Genomic DNA, 23,609 nt, shown 5'->3' on the forward strand with positions numbered 1-23,609 from the left:
GTATTTCAGTATTTAAAATAGAGGTGTTCAAATAATGTTATAAGTCTTTTGTGAGCTTTTTTACAATCTTATTTTCAGATAAAAACTCTTTTAAAATCACTTTTATAGCCGTGTATGCAGGAACAGCTATTATTAAGCCAATAACGCCAAATAAAATACCAGTGATTAAGATCACTAAAAATATTTCTAAAGGATGTGATTTTACACTCTTTGAAAATATAATGGGCTGACTTCCAAAATTGTCAACTAACTGTCCGATAGCAAACACAATAAATACCCAGAATGTTTTTGGTAAAATAACCTCACTAAAAGATTCACCAAGATGACTCGTCATGGTTAATGTGATCATTAATAAGGCCCCCACTAAAGGGCCAACATAGGGGATAAGGTTTAACAAGGCGCATAAGAATGCTATAACGATGGCGTTCTCAACACCAATAATAAGCAAGCCGATGGTATAGATAATAAATAGAATTAATATTTGCAAAATGAGCCCTACAAAGTATCTGGAAAGTAAATCCTTAATTTTATTTGATGAGCTTTTCCAACGCGATTCTTTGTTATCCGGTATAAAGGTTAAGAGGCCATTTTCAAATAATCGGCTATCCTTTAAAAAGAAAAAGGAAATAAAAAGCACGGAAAACAGACCAATGCTAAAGCTTCCTAAACCACTAACTACCGAATTTAAGAAGTTTGGAATCAATGAATAATCTATTTTAGATAAAAGATTGGATTCTTTAATGGACTGCTCCAAATCTATCTGATGTATATCGAAATAACCAATAATCTCTGCGTATAAATTTTCAATATTTACCTGTAGTTCCTCAATGTTTAATAGTGATAAATTTTGGCCCTGCTTTGTAACCAAAGGAATAAATAAACCAACTAAGCCCAAAAATAATCCTAGAAGAACTACCATAGAGACTATAACAGCCATCGTGTTTTTAAACTTTAATCGGTGTTCTAAAAACAGAACGATGGGTCTTCCAATTAACGAAATAACTGCTGCAATCGCTATGTAACCAATAACCGATTGTATTTGATATAAAAAAAACAGTAATAAAGCAATACCTAAAACAACAGCAATAGCTTTTAAGATACCTTTAGAAATTGTGTTAGAATTCATAGGAATATATTCATTTAGTAAATATAATATTATTTGTTATTGCACCCATTGTAAGGAATGAAATAATCTTATGAACTGAAATGACAAACTTTTTTAAGACGGCTTTTACGTGTTGATTAAAGACGTTGTTTTGTTATTTCGTATAGTGCAATGTTAGTTGCCTGCACCACATTCATACTACTGTTTTGCCCGAACATATCTATATGGATAACGGCATCAGACATATTTAAAATAGCTTCAGAAACTCCAAAATTTTCATCACCAATAATCAAAGCAATAGGCTTTTCTGTTGAAAATTTAAAATTATGAATAGGTTGACTAGAATCTGTAATTTCCAATGAAATGATTTGATAACCTTTGTATTTTAAATCCTCAACCTTTTTTGAAGCGGATTCAAAAACCTCAAAATCAACCACTTTTTCGGTAGCCCTGGAAGTTTTCGTCATTTTTCGTCCTAACGGTATATGATCACCACAAAGGATAAGTTTTTCAACCCCAAAAGCATCAGAAATTCTAAACAGACTCCCAATGTTTGGAGCATTTGTAACATGATCACAAACTAAAGTGATAGGGAAGGAGTGCTTGGTAAAATTTGTATTGTAGTGGGTGAGTTGCATCTTTAGTGTTCAGTGTTCAGTGTTCAGTGTTCAGTGTTCAGTGTTCAGTGTTCAGTGTTCAGTGTTCAAAAATCGTCAATCGTTAATCGCCAATCAGTAATCAGTCGTAGTTGTCAGTGTTCAGTGTTCAGTGTTCGGTGTTCAGTGTTCAGTGTTCAAAAATCGTCAATCGTTAATCGCCAATCAGTAATCAGTCGTAGTTGTCAGTATTCAGTATTCAGTGTTCAGTATTCAGTGTTCAGTGTTCAGTATTCAGTGTTCAGTGTTCAGTGTTTGGTGTTCAGTGTTCAAAAATCGTTAATCGCCAATCAGTAATCAGTCGTAGTTGTCAGTATTCAGTATTCAGTGTTCAGTATTCAGTGTTCAGTGTTCGGTGTTCAGTGTTCAAAAATCGTCAATCGTTAATCGCCAATCAGTAATCAGTCGTAGTTGTCAGTGTTCGGTGTTCAGTGTTCAGTGTTCGGTATTCAGTTTCGATTTCAGCTTCAATTTCAACTTCAACTTCAATTTTCAAAAACATATTTAACAATATTAGCACCCATTTTAAGTGCTTTCTCCCTAACATTTGCAGGATCGTTATGAACTTCGGCATCTTCCCAACCATCGCCTAAATCACTTTCGTAAGTAAACAACAAGACCAATCGGTCTTCTTGAAAGACCCCAAAAGCTTGTGGACGCTTGCCATCGTGCTCATGAATTTTAGGCAAGCCATTTGGGAATTTATAAGGCGAATTAAATATTTTATGACTTGTAGAGAGTTCAATCAAATCTTTGTCCGGGAATACTTTTTTTAGCTCTTTAATTATAAAAGGCTCCATACCGTAGTTGTCGTCTATATGTAAAAAGCCGCCAGATATGAGGTAGTTTCTTAGGTTTTCGGCATCAGCTTCGCTAAAAAAGACATTGCCATGCCCTGTCATATGCAATAAAGGAAATTGAAAAATATCAGGACTATCAACCTCTACGGTTTGTGGTTTGGGTGTTATTTTGGTGTTTATATTTTGATTACAAAAAGCGATCAAATTTGGTAATGCTGTCGGATTACCGTACCAATCACCACCTCCTTTATATTTTAAAATGGCCAATTCTTGAGCCATGCAATTGCCTGTGATCAAGTACATACTTATAACCAGAACTCTTATAAGATTTTTTGTTTTCACCCTGTTAACTATCATAGATTCAAAAATAAGATTATAATTCATTTATAAAAGCCACCGAATGACAAGCGACAATGGCAGCTGTTTCTGTGCGTAACCGGGTTGCTCCTAAAGTCACGGGGGTAAAGTTATTTTGAAGTGCTTGCTCAATTTCTTTAACAGAAAAATCACCTTCAGGTCCAATTAAAATCGTCATGTCTTGTTTTGCTTTTAGGACTTCTTTTAAAGATGTTCTATCGGTTTCTTCACAATGAGCGATAAACAAATCGCCATTAAAATCTTGTTTAATGAAATCCTTAAAAGAAACAGCATTATTTAATTTTGGTAAATAGCAATTTAGGGATTGTTTCATGGCCGATTGTAAAATACGCTCGAAACGTTCCGGTTTAATGATTTTACGTTCGCTATGGTCACAAATAATTGGTGTGATGCTATCAATGCCTATTTCGGTAGCTTTTTCTAAAAACCATTCGTAGCGGTCGTTCATTTTTGTTGGTGCAACCGCTAAATGTAAATGATAGTCTTTTTTAGGTTGTAACGATTTAGAAACCACCGTAGCCATACACTTATTAATATTAGGTATGGTGATTTCTGCGGTAAATAACCAGCCCAGACCATTTGTAATATACAAGGTATTCCCAATATTTTTTCGCAATACTTTTACGATATGCTTGCTTTCTTCTTTAGGAAAAGAAAATTGTGTTGTACTTTCTGTAATGTCCGGGTTGTAAAATAACTGCATAAAGCGAAGATAAAAATGATTTACGATTTATGATTATAGATTTGCGATTTTTGAACTGAAATTGAAATTGAAGCTGAAATCGAAACTGAAATCGAAGTTGAAGCTGAAATTGAACACTGAACACTGAAAATATGTTTCTCGTGGAGACGCAAAGGCTCAAAGATGTTAAAGAATGAAGTTGAAATTGAACACTGAATACTGAACACCGAACACTGACAACTACGACTGATTACTGATTGGCGATTAACGATTGACGATTTTTGAACACTAAACACCAAACACCAAACACCGAACACCGAACACCGAACACTGAATACCGAACACCGCCAACTATATTTTAAGCCTAGCAGAAGCCGTAACATGCTGTTCGGCAAAATCACCTTCTAAATATTTTAAATAGCCTACTATCGCTATCATAGCGGCATTGTCTGTAGTAAATTCAAATTTTGGAACATATGTAGTCCAGCCAAACTTTTGTTCACCATCTTTTAAGGCTTTACGTATACCGGAATTTGCAGAAACGCCACCACCAATAGCAATTTGTTTAATACCAGTTTGTTTGGAAGCTAGCTTTAGCTTATCAATTAAAATACCAATGATGGTATATTGTATAGAAGCACAAATATCATTTAGGTTTTCCTCAATAAAATTGGGATTTGTCTTTACTTCTCTTTGTATAAAATAGAGAATAGCCGTTTTTAAACCAGAAAAACTAAAGTTTAAACCGTCTACTTTTGGTTTGGTAAACGGATAAGCTTTCGGGTTTCCCATTTGTGCTCTTTTATCAATTTCAGGTCCCGCAGGATATCCCAAACCAAGAATTTTGCCACTTTTATCATAAGCTTCCCCTACAGCATCGTCAATGGTTTCACCAATGACCGTCATGTCAAAATAGCTTTTCACTTTAACAATTTGTGTGTGTCCGCCAGAAATGGTCATGGCAATAAAAGGAAACGATGGTTTATTAAAACCCGCTTCATCTATAAAGTGTGCTAAAATATGTGCTTGCATATGGTTAACATCAATTAACGGAATATTTAAGCCATAAGCTAAAGATTTTGCAAAAGAAGTTCCCACTAATAAAGAGCCCATTAATCCCGGACCACGAGTAAAGGCAACAGCATGCAGTTGATCTTTAGTGATACCTGCTATTTTCAATGCCTGATGCACTACGGGAACGATATTTTGTTGGTGCGCTCTGGAGGCCAATTCTGGTACGACACCACCAAATTCTTCGTGTATTTTTTGACTCGCAACAACATTGCTTAAAATTTTACCGTTGTGTATTATAGATGCAGCTGTATCATCGCATGATGACTCAATTCCCAGAATGTAAATATTTTGTGAGGACATTAGTAAATATTAGGCACAATAATTGTTAATTTTGAAACAGAATAAAAATCTAACACATCGTTTTTATTCGTAAGTACAAAAATAAGGTATTCTTAATTCAAATTATAATTTAAAAAGGCATCAAAAAATTCTTAAAAATAGTATCAAAAATAGTAGGCATTATCTTGCTGCTTTTCATCATTTTGGTGCTAGTACTTTCTATTCCCGCAATTCAAACGAGTTTAGGTAATTATGCTACAAAAAGAATAAATGAAGATTTTGGAACTAATATAAGTATTGCTAAAATTGGCTTGCAGTTTAATGGCGATGTTGAGCTTAAAAATATATATATAGAAGATTACAAAAAAGATACCCTTATAAATATAGCAGAATTAAACACTTCTATTTTAAATTACGGTAATCTATCCAATGGCAAATTAGAATTTGGAGATATCGATATTATAGATTTGGTTTTCAATGTAAAGACCTATAAAGGGGCAAAAGATACCAATCTGGATATTTTTGTTGCGAAGTTAGAGGGAGACAATCCAACCAAAGGCGATGCCAGCTTTTTACTATCCTCTAGTGACGTGTCTATTTATAATGGTATTTTTAGGTTGTCTGATGAAAATAAAGAGAACACAAACGTCCTGAATTTTAATAATTTAAATATTAATGCTACCAATTTTTTAATTAAAGGGAGTGACGTAAGTGCTAGGATTAATACACTGTCCCTTAAAGACAGGCGTGGTTTGGTTATGGAAAATCTAATGACAGATTTTGCATATACGTTAAAAGATATGACCTTTGCCAATCTTCAAGTAAAAACCCCACATTCTGTTTTAAATGGCGACTTAAAGTTTTCTTACGATAGAAAAGATTTGCAGTTCTTTACAGATAAGGTTTTGGTTTCGGCACGTTTTAGAGAGTCTAAGGTGTTTTTAAATGAACTCAACACCTTTTATAATGAGTTTGGAGTGAACCAATCTGCTGAGTTTAGTGTTGATTTATCTGGTACTTTAAACAATTTGCAAGCAACAAACTTAAAATTGAATACAAGTAGAAATACCAGGGTGTATGGCGATATTAACTTTAAAAACTTATTTAATAAAGAAGAAGACAATTTTTATATGAACGGAAATTTTAGAAATCTGTCTTCTACATATAAAGATTTAAAAAGTTTATTACCAAATGTTTTAGGGAAATCCATACCCTCGTCCCTTGATCGATTGGGCATGTTTATCATTGTTGGAAATTCACAAGTCACTTCCTCTAAAGTTATTGCAGATATAGAAATAGTTACAGAGCTGGGATTTGTTGATTCGAATTTAGAAATATCAAGAATTAATGATATCGATAACGCTTCTTACAAAGGAAATGTGATCTTTGAAGAATTTGATTTTGGGACGTTCCTTAATGATCCAGCAGTTGGTAACGCCTCTCTAAATTTTGATGTAAATGGAAAAGGGTTTATTGCAGAGAATATTAATACACAAGTAAAAGGAGATGTTTTTAAAGTTGATTATAACAATTACAACTATAAAGACGTGAAGGTAGCAGGAAACGTTAGAAACAAAATTTTTGATGGAAACCTGGCTGTGAATGACAGTAATTTGAGATTAAGTTTTGCCGGGCTCATTGATTTTTCTGAAGCTATTAAGAAGTATGATTTCGATGCGAATGTTGAATATGCGAATTTAAAGGTGTTAAACTTTGTAAAGAAAGACAGTATTTCCATCTTTAGAAGCCGGGTTAAAATGAATATGAATGCAAGTGGTTATGATGACGCTTATGGTAAAATTTCTTTTAGGGAAACATCTTATAAAAATCAAAATGATAATTATTACTTTGATAAGTTTGATGTGTTTTCCCGATTTGAAGGTAAAACACGATTCATTGAATTTAATTCCCCAGATATTATTGAAGGTGATCTAAAAGGGCGCTTTGTATTTAAAGATTTAAGAAAACTCTTCGAAAATTCATTAGGGTATATTTATACCAATTATGTTCCACATAAAGTAGCTGCAAATCAAAGAATAGATTTTAACTTTAAGATTTATAATAAGATTATTGAGGTGATCTACCCTGAAATTGAATTAGGTAAAAATACCTACATACGAGGGCGTGTTGAAAGTGATGAGAAAAACTTCAAGCTCACATTTAGATCCCCAAAAATAAGATTACTGGATAATTTTGCTAATCATGTTGAGTTGCAAGTAGATAATAGTAATCCGCTTTTCAATACTTATGTAGAAGTAGATAGTTTAAATACAAAGTATTATAATGTTTCTAAATTCAATTTAATTAATGTCACTGTAAATGATACTTTGTTTATGCGCTCTGAGTTTAAAGGGGGTACACATAATAATGATAGTTATAATTTAAGCTTTTACCATACCATTGATAAAGAAAATAAATCCGTCATAGGTTTTAAAAAATCCGATTTTACCATTAAAAACAATAAATGGTTTATCAACGAAGACAAAGACAGATTTAATAAAATTTCATTTAATAAAGACTTAACAAATGTAGATATCGATAAGTTTAAAATTAATCATAAAAATGAAGAAATTAAGCTTTCGGGCTTTATAAGGGATTCTACGGAAAAGGATTTAAAGCTAAACTTTAAAAATGTTGATTTAGCAAAAATAACGCCAGATATAGATAGTATTGCTTTAGCGGGCAATGTGAATGGCAAGCTGGATATCCTTCAGCAAAAAGGGAGTTATTTACCAAATTCTACAATCATTATAAATGATTTTAAGGTCAATAACTTTCTTTTAGGAGATTTTGATGCTACCATTACAGCAAATGAAAACCTTACAAATTATATTGTAGACGCAAAAATTAAGAGTGATAAATCTAGTTCTTTTAGTGCAGAGGGGAATATTTATGTTGGTAATGATCTACCTGAAATAGATGTTGATTTAATCTTTAACGAATTCAATTTACAACCTTTAAACCCATTATTGGATGGGGTGTTAAACAATATTAGAGGCCTGGTATATGGAGAGGCTAAGGTTCTGGGAAATCTTAAGAGACCAAGTATAAATGGCGATTTAAGATTAACGAATTCTGGTTTTGGTATCCCTTATTTAAATGTAGATTACAGTTTCAACGAAAATGCTTCAGTAACCCTAAAAAATCAAAGCTTTATTTTTAATAATATTCAGTTAACAGATACAAAATTTAACTCTAAAGGGCAACTTAATGGCGTATTGAGCCATGCTAACCTTTCTAAATGGCGTTTAGGTTTAGACTTGAGAACGTCTCGATTATTAGTACTTGATACTAAAGAGGACGAAGATGTTCTATATTACGGGACAGGCTTTATAGGAGGAAGGGCAAGCATTGTTGGGCCAACAGAGGAATTAGTGATTGACGTGGTAGGAGAAACCAAACACGGAACCGTATTTAAAATACCACTTAGTGATGCAGAATCTTTTGGAGACAATTCCTTTATTCATTTTATAACAAAAGAAGAGAAAGAAGCCAGAAAAAAAGGAGAAGAAGTTGTTTTTAATGAGATTAAAGGATTGGAATTGGATTTTGATTTAGATCTTACCGAAGAAGCCGAGGTTGAAATTATTATTGATAAAAATACAGGACATTCGTTAAAGGGGCGTGGTCGAGGGGGGCTATTGGTCGAAATCAATACGAATGGTAAATTTAAAATGTGGGGGGACTTCTCTGTATTTGAAGGTGTTTATAATTTTGCTTATGGTGGTTTAATCCAAAAAGAATTTATTGTACAACCTGGTGGTACATTATCATGGGATGGTGATCCATTAGATGCTATCATGAACATAAGCGCTATATACAAGACACAAGCAAATCCTTCACCATTATTAGATAATCCTATAAACAGAAGTATTCCTGTTGAATTAAATATTAGTTTAAAAGGAAATTTAGAAAAACCCGATCCGGATTTCAGTTTTGAGTTTCCTAATGTAAGCTCAACAATTAAATCAGAACTTCAATACCGATTGGAATCTGAAGATGATAAGCAAAATCAAGCCTTGTATTTAATATCCACAGGATCTTTTTCCAGAGGATTAAATGAACTGAATTTTTCAGGCACTATAGCAGAAAGGCTTAATGGTATTATTAGTGGTATTTTTACAAATGGCGATAGTAAACTTAATCTTGGTGTGAACTATGAGGCAGGTCAGAACAGACCAGATTATCAAACAGACGACAGGGTTGTTGCCACCATACAAACACAAATTAGTGATCGCGTACTTATAAATGGTAAAGTAGGGGTGCCAGTAGGTGGAGCTGGAGCAACCGAAACCGTTATTGCTGGAGACGTGGAAATTAATTTTCTGTTAAATGAAGAAGGCACACTAACGGCCAAAGTGTTCAATAGAGAAAATAGTATAAGAAATTTTGGCGAGGCGATAGGGTATACCCAAGGTGTTGGACTTTCATACAGTGTCGATTTTGATACCTTTAAGGAATTACTTCAAAATTTCTTTAAGAAATCTAAAAAAGAAGCGATAGGCCCTCAAGAAAAAACTGAAGAAAAAGACGCTAATTCATTGCCAAATTTCATTAAAATGAAGCCTTCCACACAAAAATAAACAGTCTTTTTTTGCTTTATTTATAGCTGTTTTCATAATAAAATGTTTTTTTTTATTAACTCAAACGTTATAGTTTAACAACTATAATTAAAATAAGATAAATGCTATAGATATGTGCTTTTTGTTTACTAATTTTACCTATAAATAATAAAAATTTTATGCCAAAAGCAATTAAAAAACTGGCCGTTTTAACTTCTGGAGGAGATTCTCCAGGAATGAATGCTGCTATTCGCTCGGTAGTTAGAACATGTGCTTATCATGATGTAGAATGCGTAGGTGTTTATCGTGGTTATGAAGGCTTGATAGATGGCGACTTTAAGTTAATGGACGCCCGTAGCGTAAAAGGAATTATAAATAAAGGAGGCACGATATTAAAATCTGCACGCTCTAAGGAATTCAGAACAGTAGAAGGCAGACAAAAGGCATTTAAACAATTAGCGGATGCTAATGTAGATGGATTGGTTGTGATTGGTGGCGATGGTTCTTTTACTGGGGCATTAATTTTTAATCAAGAATTTGATTTTCCAGTTATGGGAATACCTGGGACTATAGATAATGACATTTATGGAACATCCCATACATTAGGATTCGATACCGCTCTAAATACCGTAGTAGATGCCATAGATAAGATTCGTGATACAGCGAGTTCTCATAACAGGTTGTTCTTTATAGAAGTTATGGGACGAGATGTAGGACATATAGCTTTAAATACAGGTATAGCTGGTGGTGCTGAAGAGATTTTAATTCCCGAGGAAGATTTAGGATTAGATAGATTAGTAGAGTCATTGAACAGAAGTAGGAAATCTGGAAAAACCTCAAGTATTGTTATAGTTGCAGAAGGTGATAAAATTGGTAAAAACATATTCGAGCTAAAAGATTATGTAGATGAAAACATGGAAGGTTATGATGTTCGAGTATCTGTTTTAGGACATATGCAACGGGGCGGAGCGCCATCATGTTTCGATCGTGTTTTAGCCAGTAGAATGGGCGTAAGTGCGGTAGAGTCTTTATTAGAAGGCGAAACTAATTATATGGTAGGTTTGTTGAACAACCAAATAGAATTAACACCATTAGAAAAGGCCATAAAAGGAAAGTCAAAAATTAACTTAGAATTATTGCGTGTATCAGACATCATGAGCACCTAACATTTATAAACAAGATTATGTCAAAATTAAAATTAGGAATTAACGGATTTGGGAGAATTGGAAGAATTGCTTTTAGAGTAGCAGCTTCTAGACCAGATATTGAAGTAGTTGGAATAAACGATTTACTGGATGTAGATCATTTAGCATATTTATTAAAATACGATTCTGTTCACGGACAGTTTGATGGAACTATAGATACAAACAACGGTAACTTAGTCGTTAACGGTAATGAAATAAGAATTACGGCAGAACGTAACCCAGAGGATTTAAAATGGGATGCGGTTGGAGCTGAAGTTGTTTTAGATTGTACAGGTATCTTCACTACTTTAGAAGGTGCTCAAAAGCATATTACTGCTGGTGCTAAAAAAGTAGCTATCTCTGCACCATCTGCAGATGCCCCAATGTTTGTAATGGGTGTTAATCACAACGAAATTACTGCAGAGAACACGATTGTATCTAATGCATCTTGTACAACAAACTGTTTAGCACCTTTAGCAAAGGTAATTAACGATAAATTTGGTATTGTTGAAGGTTTAATGACCACAGTTCACGCTGCTACAGCAACACAGTTTACTGTTGATGGTCCATCAAGGAAAGATTACAGATTAGGTAGAGCTTCTTTAAATAACATTGTACCAGCATCTACAGGAGCAGCAAAAGCAGTAGGCAAGGTAATTCCAGAATTAAATGGTAAATTAACAGGTATGGCCTTTAGAGTTCCTACAGTTGATGTATCTGTTGTAGATTTAACATGTCGCTTAGAAAAAAGTGCTTCTTTCGAAGAGATAAAAGCCGCTTTAAAAGAAGCTTCAGAAAATGAATTAAAGGGTATTTTAGGATACACTGAAGAAGGTGTGGTATCTCAAGATTTTGTATCAGAACCAAAAACAAGTACATTTGATGCAAACGCAAGTATGGCATTGAATGATAATTTTGTTAAATTAGTATCATGGTACGATAATGAATTTGGTTATTCAACTAAATTGGTTGATTTAGCACAACATATCGGTTCAATATAAATTATTAATTTAGTCCACAGAGTTACTTTATTAATAAAGTAACTCTGTGGACTTTTTATGTGAAAACTTATGATCTTAATTGTTGATAGTGGTTCTACAAAATCTGATTGGATAGCGGTAGATAGTAATGGGAATAAATTACTGGAAAAAATGCGTACTAAAGGGCTTAATCCAGCTATTTTGCCAAAAAAGAAATTAAAAAAAATAATTAAATCCAATAGTTTATTAAAAGAACATAAGAAAAGTGTCACACATGTTTTCTTTTATGGAGCTGGTTGTGGTACCGTGAAACCAGTAGCACTTTTAAAAGAAGTATTAGAGGAGGTATTTGTTAACGCCCATGTTGAAGTCAATGAAGATACCATGGCTGCCATTTATTCCACTATTAACCATGATAAAGAAGCAGCGGTAGTTTGTATCCTGGGAACTGGATCTAATTGTAGTTATTATGATGGCGAGAAATTAGATCAGCGCGTTGTTTCTTTAGGATATTCTATTATGGATGATGCCTCTGGTAATTACTATGGCCGTCAATTGATTAGAGATTATTATTTTAATCATATGCCAGAAGATATTAAAATCGCTATAGGCAGTAAATTTAATATGGAGTCCGATTATATAAAATATAATTTATATAAACAACCTAACCCTAATGCCTATCTAGCCAATTTTGCTGAGTTTATGTTTTTAAATAAGGATTCAGAATATATTGTCAATCTTATAAAGAAAGGCATCCGATTATTTGCTACTAATATGATTATGCAATTTAAAGAAGAACTAAAAACCGTTCCAGTTCATTTTGCAGGATCTATTGCCTTTTTCTCACAGAAAGAAATCAAAGCTGTAGCTCAAGAAATGGGATTTAGAGTTGGTAATTTTGAACGAAGACCCATTGAAGGCCTAGTGTCTTATCACACTAAAAGCCTATAAGCTTTAGTTTGATAAGCATACTATGAGACGCGGCTTATAAAGATTGCGTTAAGGTTGTCTTTTCTATGAAATCTAAAGATTCATGAATTCATTGTTCCCATTATCATATAAAAATTAACCTTAAAGAATTCCTCGAGGCTGGCCTCGGACCTGCCTGCCAGTGAGTCAGGGATTGGGTATGGAACGGGTGAAACATGTTTATGGCTTTATTGATTTAATTAATAGATTAGTATTTGTGCATCTATTAAACATACCATCATCGAAGAGATTATGGAAATATAAAACTCCAAAACTGTAGCGTTTCAATAATGTGCTCGCTAATAAGGTTTTACCAATTATTCATGTTTAGCATGAATTCATAACCCGATATATTAATCATTACAAAAATAGTAATGAGTGACTTCAATATACTAAGTAAAGGGTTTTAAATAACTGTAGTTCAGCATTAAGAGTTAGTGAAAAAAACCAATAAAGACTATATTGGTTTATAAATTTCAGAACAAGATAATGGCGTTAAGAGAAATAAAAATATAAGGAATTATAAAGTTTTAATATAATTTGAATAAGTTTGTTAAAACGTATCAAAAAATGGGTCTTTTCTCACAATTTACTAAATCTATAAAAAAAAGGAGGATATTGTCTTTTCTTATTTTTATATCCATGGCCATAATACTATTGGTAAGTTGTTTATTTATTGAAAAGAAAATTGAATTACAAACTATTACTTTATTTTTATTTATTCTAGCCATACTACAAGTTTTTGTATTACAGTATTTTTTTAAAAATCAGTTAAAAAACGAGACCATACAATTAAATCTAAACAGGCGGATTAATGAGTTGAAAGCAACTCTAGAAGCATCTGAAAAAATAATTGAGCATAAATCAATTTATTTAGCAAACATGAGTTATGAGGTTCGTACACCGCTTAATACTGTTTTAGGTATGCTAAATATGTTAAAACAGACAGGACTTGATGATGATCAGAAAGCACAAGTTGAAATAGCAGAATATTCTTCAAAGCATTTATTGCAATTAGTGAACATGGTAACTGAGAATGCTGATGCGGAAACAGGAAACCTTAAATTAAATTTATTGGCAATAGATTTAAAATCGGATTTGTCCCATCTTTTTAAGGTTTTTGAATATCAAGCTTGGGAAAAAGGTTTGGAATTTGATTTTGAGTTTTTGTATGAAGAAAAAGACACGTTTTCTGTATTGGGAGACTCGGCTAAAATTCAACAAGTATTAATTAACTTGATTAACAACGCTATAAAATTTACTAACCAAGGGAAGATCTCGGTTATAGTTGATCAATCTATTGGTATTGATGACGACCAAATAGTAACATTTTATATTAAGGATACTGGTATAGGTATGCGACAAGAAGAAGTTAAACGAATTTTTAATAACGCTTCAAATCCGCATAATCCGTCTATGATAAGAGATTATAGGGGAGGGGGTATCGGACTTTCTATTTCGTATCAACTAATAAAACTAATGGGAGGCGAGTTGAAATTAGAAAGTAAAGAAAATGAAGGCTCCACTTTCTATTTTAGTTTACAGTTAAAAAAGACATTAAATATTGAAGCAGAAAATATTGCGTTAAAACCTATTCTTCAAGATAAGTTTAATGTTTTGGTAGCTGAAGACAATCGAACCAATCAAAAGGTCATTAAATTTTTGCTAGAACGCCAAGGTGCCGATTGTACTTTTGTGAAAAATGGTATTGAAGCGGTCGAACTATACAAGATTTTAGATTTCGATATGGTGTTTATGGATATCTACATGCCAGATATGGATGGATATCAAGCAACCAAGGCCATTCAAGAAACTGAAAAATACGCTCATAAAAACACACCTATAATTGCAGTATCGGCAAGTGCCTTTGAAGAGGATATCACTAATGCCAAACTAGCAGGGATCGATGAGTTTTTAGCGAAGCCAATACAAACAGACAGGCTAAAAGAGTTATTAATTAAATACTCTAAGAAGGATAAAGAAACATCCATTTAAATTTATCCTTTTATCTTTTTTTATCGTTATCCGATTAAAATTATTGAATACAGTTTGAAATCTGGCTATAACTATAGTTAATAAAAGCTCTACAATTAAGCACCTTGCTTTTAATGCTAGTTAAGATTATTTGGATAATTCAGATTTATTGAAAATAATGTTTATTTGGTATTAGTTCCAATTAAGTCTTTGTTCTAAAAGCAAAGCGGTCTTATACCTTTGGTCTTTTTATTTAACAGCTATCATGCTAATCTCTACATTGACATTTTTGGGTAGTTTGGCTACTTGTACAGTTTCTCGTGCAGGCGCTGTATCATCGTTAAAATAGCTGCCGTAGATGTCATTTATTTGGTTGAAATCATCCATGTTACTAATAAAAATAGACGTTTTTATAACGTGCTCAAAAGTCATGTTTGCTGCTTCTAAAACCGCTTTAAGATTCTGCATAACTTGAGCTGTTTCAGTTTTTATATCGTCCAGAACAAGAACGCCCGTTTTTGGATTAAAGGCAATTTGTCCAGAAGTATATAAAGTATTACCACTTAAAATGGCTTGATTATAAGGACCAATAGGAGCTGGTGCTTTAGATGTTGTAATTATTTTTTTCATAAAAATATATATTTTTTATTTCCGCGAAAGCGGAAATCTTATTATACTTTTCTTAAATTATTAAAGCAACAGCAGAATAAATCCCTAGAGCTAGAGCCTAATATCTGGTTGTCTACGTTTTTCATATTTTAAATCTTTTAAAATACTCGATTTAATACCAATAAAGAAATTCCAAGAACTTCTTGAACTAAAAGGTACCCAACTAAAATTCATACGCCAACTCAATAAATCACGTTCAAAACGCAATTGCGTATAAGTAAAGCCCGCATTCTTTAAATCGTAACCCGACGATGCGCCAATAGACCACTTGGGTGAGAGCTCTAAGTCTCCAGAAAACATAAGTGAATGTGATGAAATTTCTTTTTGCCTCCTGGAATTTGAATAGTTTACAGCATAGGCTAACCGTAGACTCCAAGGAATTTTATAATTATAGTGTTCACTTGGAATTTCTTCTTCGTCATCTTCGTCATTATTGATCTGCTGATTGGCAAAATCTTCAGAAACCCCAAATAGATCATCAGCACGACCACCACTCCGTAAATTTTCATCTATATTTTTATCTTTTTCTTTACCCCCTTTTTTGCTGGATATAGACCAACTAGTGGTCAAGTTTGCACTTGTTAACCTAAAAAGGCTGCCGCCATTATCAATATTGAATTTATTAATTTTTTTATTGTTGTTGTCCAACGCATACGGATCTAAAGTAGCTCCAAAATTTACGCTCATTTTATTGTTAAAAAGCTGTGTGCCACCGCTCATTCTAACTGGGCTCCACTGTAGTGAATCACCGGCAAAATTATAAGAAGTAGAAAAGTTTAGATTATTTAATAATATGACTTTTTTAGGTTCTGTAGCAGTACTGTCCCTATCACGAACTTTTGCTTCTATATTGTTGGATACGGAGATTCCCATAGAACTAGAAAAGTTTTTATTAGGCACCCCAAAAACACCGCCATCAAATCTAGAAAACTCAACATCGCTGGTTGTTAGGTTGTCTGCACTAATAACTTCATAACTGTCATAATATTTATCAAAGGCAGGATTAATATTATAACTTATTGAAGGCCTTATGATATGTCTTATGGCTTTTATTTTAGTATCCTTGCCTTCTTTTTCAAAATTGAACATACCATAAATAGTAGTACCTAAACTGGTGCTAAAATTATAGGTCCTAAAAGAGTCAAAACCATTTATGGTTTCTACGATTTCTTTACGCTCTATAGGGTCATATGACTTATCCACGGTTTTAAAAGTCCAAACTTCATTAAAATTGGTACTGGCACTGAGACTGAAATATTTAAATAATTTAAAATTAGTGCTTAAAGGGATGGTATGCTGAAAACCTGCTTTGGCATCGTCAAACATTTCCTTTTTAAAGAAAAGGGAGTCGGTTGTTTGAATTCTATTTTCACCCCTCACATTATACTGTAAGTTTATATTTTGAATAACCCCTTTTTTTGATCCTGATTTTGAAGCAAATGGGTACATTCTGCCAATACTACCTTGAAATGTAGGAAGTGTCATGTTTATGCTCTCGGTATTCGTGTTTTGGGAATGTGTCGCTGTGACGCTAAAATTCACCTGCGGTTCCCCTTGAAATGTTTTAGAATACGATACAGACGATGATAAGGTGTTATTTAAAAAAGCACCGGTATTGACTTGATTTACAGATGAACGATAATAGGTGCTACTACCCAAGTTAACCGAAGCTGAAAATCGAGAGTTAGGATTTGCTTTGCTATCCTGGCTATGGGACCAACGTAAGTTGTAAATAGTATTTCTGGAGTAATCGGGGAAACCACGTTCACTATTAATTAAATTTTCATATCTAAAACCTAAATTACCTCTAAACTTATAACGCTTGGCATAAGTGCTTTCTAATCGAAGGCCATAACTGCCATTGGTATAGTAATCCCCTATAACCGCTAAATCGACATAATCGTTTATCGCAAAATAATACCCGCCATTTTGTAAAAAGAACCCACGATCGTTCTGTTCACCAAATGAAGGTATGATGACCCCAGAAGTTTGCTTTTCACTTTGTGGAAAAAAACCAAAAGGCAACCCTATAGGTGTGGGAACATCATATATAAATAAATTGGCCAGTCCCGTAACTATTTTTTTACCAGGAACAATTTTGGCTTTTCTAAGTTTAATATAATACTCAGGATCCTCAAGATCAACAGCAGTTGTATATTTAGCGTTTTTTAAAAAGTAAACAGAGTCATTCTCTTTCTTGGTAACTTGGGCAATGACCGTACCTTCACCTTGTTCTGTTTTAGAATTAAATATAAGTGCTTTTTTTGACTCGGTATTAAAAACAATAGAATCCGGTTCTACAACATTGCTTCCTTGAGTGAAAACGGGTTTTTGGGTGTATCCTTCAATAGAATCTGTTATTCCTTTGGCATACACCGTGTTTTTAGTATAATCAATAACAATACTACCAGAAGTAATATTCATGTCACCATAGTCGATCTTAGCATTATTGTACAAATAAAGCTTTTGTTTTTTTTGATTGAATTTGGTGTAATCATCTGCGTGATAAGTCACAATATGCTCTAAAAGTTCTTTTTTAGGAGCCATAGAATCTGTTAATGTAGAATCTTGATTCTTTTCAGTTACTTCGGGAACTAAAAGGCTATCCGTGTTAACAATCACGCTATCTCTAACACTTCGGTTAATGGTTTTTCCCTTTTTTGGGATGTCCTGGGAAAAGCTAAACGTGTTAATAAACACTGTAAAACTTAATGCAAAAAGTATTTTAAAGTTGTTTGTATGCAACGCTTTTAAATGTATTTTTGTAAAAGTATGGCTCGGTTTTTGAATTGCCAAAATTACATATATTTTTCTGTGATTGATTTAATAATCAATTAAAAATTTAAAATTAAAATAAACTGGGTTTTTTAATCGATGAAACTCTTATATGATATCCTTCTTACTTAGACAGATTCTTCGATTAAAATTAATTTATATATCACATGAAAACGCACAGAGTATTACTTTTCGTATCCTTTATAATAGTATTAACACTTTCTTCATTTAAAAAAAATGGGAATTTAAATGATGGTAAGTTTGTTGTTGTTTTAGATGCTGGGCATGGCGGACATGACCCGGGCAATTTAGGTAATGGTTATAAAGAAAAGGATATTGCCTTAAAGATCGTTTTGGAAGTAGGGAAGGAACTTGAGAAAAACCCCAATATAAAAGTCGTTTATACACGAAAAAAAGATGTATTTATTGATTTGTTCGTTAGGGGGCAAATTGCCAATAAGGCAAATGCCGATTTATTTGTGTCGGTGCATTGTAATGCTCATAATTCGCAAGCTCATGGAACAGAAACATTTGTATTAGGAACCCATAGGAACCAAACCAATTTTGAAGTTGCAAAAAAGGAAAATTCAGTAATTTTTCTTGAAAATGATTACGAGAAAAATTATGCGGGCTTTGATCCTAATTCGCCAGAATCTGTTATGAGTATACTATTGAGCCAAGAAGAGTACCTGGATCAAAGTATTATGTTGGCAAGTTTAATACAAAACAAGTTTACGCATTCACTAAAGCGTAAAAATAGAGGCGTTAAACAAGCCGGGTTTATTGTTTTACATCAAACCGTTATGCCAAGTGTATTGGTTGAAACAGGGTTTTTATCGTATAAAAAAGAAGGTTCTTATTTGAATTCTAAAAAAGGGCAACAACAAATGTCCAATTCTATTGTTAGCGCTATATTAGAATATAAGAGTAGTTTAGAAAAAAATGTGAATGATTATTCGATAATAAACGATACAGCAGAAACTGTAGAGTCAACAACTTTAAATGATATCATTTTTAAAGTACAAATTGCGGCAGGTTCAACACCTCTAGAAACAAAACCTTATAATTTTAAGGGGCTAGAGGGGATTTCCCGTTTAAAAGATGGTAATGTTTACAAGTATTTTTACGGCGCTACACCAAATTATGATAAAATAAAAGAACTCGAAGAGGAGGCTGCAGAAAAAGGATATACCTCTAGTTTTGTTGTGGCTTTTAAAGCCGGGAAAAAAATAGCATTGATAGATGCTTTAAAAACTACTACGAATTAAGTTGTTTCTTTCAAATTTATTTTAAATTTGTTTTCTAATACATTTTAGTTTGAAAATATCAAAAGAAGTTAAAACAGGCATATTAGTTATATCGGGAATCGTCCTTTTTATTTTTGGATTTAACTATTTAAAGGGGCAAAACCTATTCGATTCTACGAATGTTTATTATACGGAGTTTGATTATAATGCCTTATCCCAATCGTCCTTAGTGACCGTTAAAGGTAACTCAGTAGGAAGGATCAAAGATATTACCTACGATTATAAAACAGGAAAAACCAAGGTAGCCTTTTTTGTAAACGAAGAATTGAAATTTTCGAAAAATAGTGTCGTTAGACTTTATGAAACGAGTTTAATGGGCGGAAATGCTATAGCCATCATATTAGCCAAAGATGGTGACATGGCAAAACCTGGTGATGTTTTAAAATCTGAAGTAGAAACCGGACTGGTATCCAGTCTATCCAAAAACTTTTCGGGAATTAGTAGCGAATTAAATTCCACATTAAGAGCAACAGACACGCTGTTTACGAGTTTAAATAAGTTCGTTAATGATAACTCCGAAACAGGGCTAAAAAGGACTATTAAAGAATTAAATGAAACTTTAAAATCCTTTAAAACGACTTCAAATACGGTTAATAATGTACTTTCTAAAAACGATAAGAATATAGCTGATATCCTTGAAAAATTTAAAGCATCCAGTAATGATTTAGCAGTATTGACTGCTGAATTAAAAAATGCTGAAATTAGTACAACCGTAGCCTCTTTAAAAAATACGCTTGATAATTTAAACAGCATATTAGTAGGTCTTAAAGAAGGAAAAGGTTCTATGGGAAAACTTCTTAAGGACGAAACTTTGTATAATAATTTAGAAGGCGCTACTAAAGAGATGGAATCCTTATTGAGAGATATCAAGTTGCATCCTAAACGTTATTTCCGAATTTTATCAAGAAAGGAAATTCCTTATAAAGAGGAAGAAACTAAATAAACCTTATGCATTATTTACCTAACATTCTTTTTGCTATTGCACTAATAGCCAGTATTGGCTTTTTTGTTAAAAATGTAAAAAAACTTACCAGGAATATTAAACTGGGAAAAGAAGTGGATGTTAGTGATAATAAATCGCAACGTTGGAAAAACATGGCGATGATCGCCTTGGGACAAAGTAAAATGGTACGTCGGCCCATTGCGGGCTTTTTACATGTGGTGGTATATGTTGGCTTTATAATAATCAACATTGAAGTCTTGGAAATTGTTATTGACGGTGTATTAGGGACACACCGTATATTTTCTTCAATAGGAAGCTTGTATGGTGTTTTAATTGGTTCTTTTGAAATACTGGCCATTTTGGTTTTTGTGTCTGTAATCCTTTTTTGGATTAGAAGAAACATGATAAAATTAAAACGCTTCTGGAAATCAGAGATGACCAGTTGGCCAAAAAATGATGCCAATTACATTCTGTATTTTGAAATGGTTTTAATGACGCTGTTTTTAGTCATGAATGCTACAGATGTTCATTTTCAAGATTTAAACTCAGGGAATGTCATAAGCCAATTCATAGCACCTTGGTTTAGTGGCCTATCAAATAGTACATTACATTTTATTGAACGGGGGGCATGGTGGATGCATATCATTGGTATATTGGTCTTCTTAAACTACCTCTATTACTCAAAGCATTTACATATATTGTTAGCATTTCCAAACACCTACTACGGAAAGTTACGGCCCAAAGGACAGTTGGATAATTTAGAAGCTGTTACAAAAGAGGTAAAAATGATGATGGATCCAAACATCGATCCGTTCGCAGCACCAGCAGCAGGCGCCGAAGGGGAAGTACCCGCTAAATTTGGTGCCAGTGATGTACAGGATTTAAGTTGGGTGCAATTATTAAATGCTTATACATGTACAGAATGTGGGCGTTGTACCAGTGAGTGTCCTGCTAACCAAACAGGTAAAAAATTATCACCTCGTAAAATCATGATGGATACCAGGGACCGTTTAGAGGAAGTTGGTAAAAATATGGATGCCCATAAAGGAACGTTTAAAGACGACGGAAAACAACTATTGGATAATTACATAACAAGAGAAGAGCTGTGGGCGTGTACTTCATGTAATGCTTGTGTAGAGGCTTGTCCCGTAAGTATAGATCCATTGTCCATTATTTTGGATATGCGTCGTTATTTGGTTATGGAGCAGTCTGCTGCCCCTGCCGAGCTAAATAATATGATGACCAATATTGAAAATAATGGTGCACCGTGGCCCTATAACCAAATGGACAGATTAAATTGGAAGAACGACTAGTTTATTTTATAAATTCAAAAAAAATCAAAATAAGACATGAGCGAATTACTAAAAGTGCCAACGATGGCAGAATTTATGGCTCAAGGCAAGCAACCTGAAGTATTGTTCTGGGTTGGTTGTGCAGGTAGTTTTGATGATAGAGCAAAAAAAATAACAAAAGCTTTTGTTAAACTATTAAACAAGGCTAATATCGAATTCGCAGTATTGGGAACCGAAGAAAGCTGTACTGGAGACCCTGCAAAAAGAGCCGGAAACGAGTTTTTATTTCAAATGCAGGCGGTAACTAACATAGAGGTGCTAAACGCTTATGAAGTGAAAAAAATAGTAACAGCCTGCCCACATTGTTTTAATACTATAAAAAATGAATATCCGGAACTAGGAGGTAACTATGAAGTGATGCACCATACACAGTTTTTAAAAGCCTTACTGGATGATGGGCGCTTAACTATAGAAGGCGGAAAGTTTAAAGGAAAACGTATTACGTTTCACGATCCTTGTTATTTAGGGCGTGCTAATAATGTGTATGAGGCACCAAGAGATCTCATTCAGAAATTAGAGGCAGAATTGGTCGAAATGAAAAATTGCAGACGTAATGGTTTGTGTTGTGGGGCAGGAGGTGCGCAAATGTTTAAGGACGCTGAAAAGGGAGACAAGGAAGTAAATGTTGAACGTACCGAACAAGCTTTAGAAGTAAAACCAGAAATCATCGCAGCAGGTTGCCCATTTTGTAATACCATGATGACCGATGGCGTAAAAGCTAAAGAAAAAGAAGCCGATGTGGCTGTTATGGATATCGCCGAATTGATAGCTAATGCACAAGATCTATAATATAAAAGCAAAAAAAAACGACTAGTCTTCAATTTTTATTTTATATGATCTTTTTGGAATACTAAATAATAGCCTCATTTAGTTATAATGGGTTATAAGAGCTATTAATTCCATTTTTTCTTCTTAAATTTTTGGTATTATGCCTTCAAGAGTTCAAGGTTTAACTGTTCTATTTCACATATAACGATAAAAAGCGTATAGCAAGTAGTGATTATATTTAAGGAGGAATCACAATACAAAGATTGGATGTAAATCCGTATTTTTGTATGATAAGGAGAAGGGCTTTTTTAAGTTCTAAATTCAAAAATCATCAATCGTAATTCTAAAATTAAAGCATGTTAGTAAACTTTAATACATTACCAGAAGAATCCCGTGTTTGGATATATCAAGCGAACCGATCTTTTACAGAGCAGGAAATTGAAGAAATACAATCTAAGTTAGGTGTGTTTCTTGAGAACTGGACTGCACACGGAAGTGATTTACAAGCAGGATACTTAGTTAAATATAAACGCTTTATAATTATAGGGGTGAATCAAAATTCACATAATGCTTCAGGTTGCTCTATTGATGCCTCGGTACATTTTATTCAGCAATTGGAAAAAGATTATAATGTCGATTTAATGGACAAGATGAATGTTTCCTATAAGCAAGGAGGCTATATTGCTTATAAGCCACTTGTTGACTTTAAAAAAATGGCAAAAGATAAAGCCATTTCTAAAAACACCATTGTTTTCAATAACCTAGTTACCAATATTGCCGAGTTTAAAGAAAACTGGGAAGTTCCCGCTAGTGAGAGTTGGCATAGTAGGTTCGTTAAATAGCCTAATTCCTGCGAAAGCAGGAATCTCATTAACTATCGAAAAGTTCTTTTTGATAAGAAATTTATTCGTTTCCAATACACTAAATCACAGTTTTGACACTCAAGCTAGCATAAATTCCTTGATGTATTGTTTACGTTAATCGAAAAGAATTCCTCGACGCTTTGTGTCGGGCCTGCCGGCAAGGCAGGGTTCGTTTCAAGAAATTCTTTATTAAATACCCGTTTTGTTTCATAAGCGCATCTTTTGCGTCATTCCAAATTTATTTCGAAGTTTCATGGCTCTGATAAACAAAATAAATTATAGCTTCAAT

General features: G+C 33.5%; 17 protein-coding genes. 10 read left to right on the top strand and 7 right to left on the bottom strand.

All coding sequences use genetic code 11. The features are described 5' to 3' along the window. Positions 1-37: 37 nt before the first annotated feature. From PQO00_RS09840 to tsaD, 5 genes are all read right to left on the bottom strand, one after another. Positions 38-1,126: an AI-2E family transporter gene (locus PQO00_RS09840; RefSeq protein WP_274184676.1), complete on the bottom strand. Its 1,089-nt coding sequence runs from the start codon at positions 1,124-1,126 to the stop codon at positions 38-40. 116 nt (positions 1,127-1,242) lie between these two features. Further along, on the bottom strand, positions 1,243-1,743 hold the full coding sequence (locus PQO00_RS09845) for a TrmH family RNA methyltransferase (protein ID WP_274184677.1): 501 nt from the start codon (positions 1,741-1,743) through the stop codon (positions 1,243-1,245). Positions 1,744-2,246: 503 nt separating this feature from the next. Then, positions 2,247-2,864, bottom strand: a complete 618-nt coding sequence (locus PQO00_RS09850; RefSeq protein ID WP_274184711.1) for a DUF4159 domain-containing protein — start codon at positions 2,862-2,864, stop codon at positions 2,247-2,249. 70 nt (positions 2,865-2,934) lie between these two features. Further along, positions 2,935-3,642, bottom strand: a complete 708-nt coding sequence (locus tag PQO00_RS09855; RefSeq protein WP_274184678.1) for a 16S rRNA (uracil(1498)-N(3))-methyltransferase — start codon at positions 3,640-3,642, stop codon at positions 2,935-2,937. Between the two features lie 330 nt (positions 3,643-3,972). Next, positions 3,973-4,995, bottom strand: a complete 1,023-nt coding sequence (tsaD, locus tag PQO00_RS09860) for a tRNA (adenosine(37)-N6)-threonylcarbamoyltransferase complex transferase subunit TsaD (protein WP_274184679.1) — start codon at positions 4,993-4,995, stop codon at positions 3,973-3,975. Between the two features lie 164 nt (positions 4,996-5,159). On the opposite strand from tsaD, the gene PQO00_RS09865 reads away from it, so the two are divergent. From PQO00_RS09865 to PQO00_RS09885, 5 genes are all read left to right on the top strand, one after another. After that, on the top strand, positions 5,160-9,557 hold the full coding sequence (locus PQO00_RS09865; protein ID WP_274184680.1) for a translocation/assembly module TamB domain-containing protein: 4,398 nt from the start codon (positions 5,160-5,162) through the stop codon (positions 9,555-9,557). 158 nt (positions 9,558-9,715) lie between these two features. Next, positions 9,716-10,702, top strand: a complete 987-nt coding sequence (pfkA, locus tag PQO00_RS09870; protein WP_274184681.1) for a 6-phosphofructokinase — start codon at positions 9,716-9,718, stop codon at positions 10,700-10,702. Positions 10,703-10,719: 17 nt separating this feature from the next. Beyond that, complete coding sequence (gap, locus tag PQO00_RS09875) at positions 10,720-11,721, top strand: type I glyceraldehyde-3-phosphate dehydrogenase (RefSeq protein WP_274184682.1); 1,002 nt, start codon at positions 10,720-10,722, stop codon at positions 11,719-11,721. Positions 11,722-11,790: 69 nt separating this feature from the next. Continuing rightward, complete coding sequence (locus PQO00_RS09880; protein ID WP_274184683.1) at positions 11,791-12,651, top strand: N-acetylglucosamine kinase; 861 nt, start codon at positions 11,791-11,793, stop codon at positions 12,649-12,651. Positions 12,652-13,311: 660 nt separating this feature from the next. Then, positions 13,312-14,664, top strand: coding sequence for a response regulator (locus tag PQO00_RS09885; protein ID WP_274184684.1), 1,353 nt, complete (start codon positions 13,312-13,314; stop codon positions 14,662-14,664). A gap of 228 nt (positions 14,665-14,892) precedes the next feature. On the opposite strand, the gene PQO00_RS09890 is transcribed toward PQO00_RS09885, so the two are convergent. Further along, positions 14,893-15,273 carry a RidA family protein gene (locus tag PQO00_RS09890; protein WP_274184685.1) on the bottom strand — a complete coding sequence of 127 codons (381 nt, stop codon included), beginning with the start codon at positions 15,271-15,273 and terminating at the stop codon, positions 14,893-14,895. 90 nt (positions 15,274-15,363) lie between these two features. Further along, positions 15,364-18,108: a putative LPS assembly protein LptD gene (locus PQO00_RS09895; protein WP_274184686.1), complete on the bottom strand. Its 2,745-nt coding sequence runs from the start codon at positions 18,106-18,108 to the stop codon at positions 15,364-15,366. Positions 18,109-18,254: 146 nt separating this feature from the next. Between PQO00_RS09895 and PQO00_RS09900 the strand changes: the two genes are divergently transcribed. The 5 genes from PQO00_RS09900 to PQO00_RS09920 all read left to right on the top strand — a co-directional run bounded on the left by PQO00_RS09900 (position 18,255) and on the right by PQO00_RS09920 (position 23,299). Further along, the gene (locus PQO00_RS09900; protein ID WP_274184687.1) at positions 18,255-19,355 is read left to right on the top strand and encodes an N-acetylmuramoyl-L-alanine amidase; all 1,101 of its coding nucleotides are present in this window, start codon (positions 18,255-18,257) and stop codon (positions 19,353-19,355) included. A 49-nt stretch (positions 19,356-19,404) separates the two neighbouring features. Further along, positions 19,405-20,337: an MlaD family protein gene (locus PQO00_RS09905; protein WP_274184688.1), complete on the top strand. Its 933-nt coding sequence runs from the start codon at positions 19,405-19,407 to the stop codon at positions 20,335-20,337. Positions 20,338-20,342: 5 nt separating this feature from the next. Then, positions 20,343-21,650, top strand: coding sequence for a (Fe-S)-binding protein (locus PQO00_RS09910; RefSeq protein ID WP_274184689.1), 1,308 nt, complete (start codon positions 20,343-20,345; stop codon positions 21,648-21,650). 36 nt (positions 21,651-21,686) lie between these two features. Beyond that, entirely contained in the window at positions 21,687-22,478 is a 792-nt protein-coding gene (locus PQO00_RS09915) for a (Fe-S)-binding protein (RefSeq protein WP_274184690.1), read from the top strand. Positions 22,479-22,813: 335 nt separating this feature from the next. Beyond that, positions 22,814-23,299 carry an ABC transporter ATPase gene (locus tag PQO00_RS09920; RefSeq protein WP_274184691.1) on the top strand — a complete coding sequence of 162 codons (486 nt, stop codon included), beginning with the start codon at positions 22,814-22,816 and terminating at the stop codon, positions 23,297-23,299. Positions 23,300-23,609: the final 310 nt, after the last annotated feature.

It is taken from the genome of Flavivirga sp. 57AJ16 (assembly GCF_028736925.1).
Classification (GTDB): Bacteria; Bacteroidota; Bacteroidia; order Flavobacteriales; family Flavobacteriaceae; genus Flavivirga.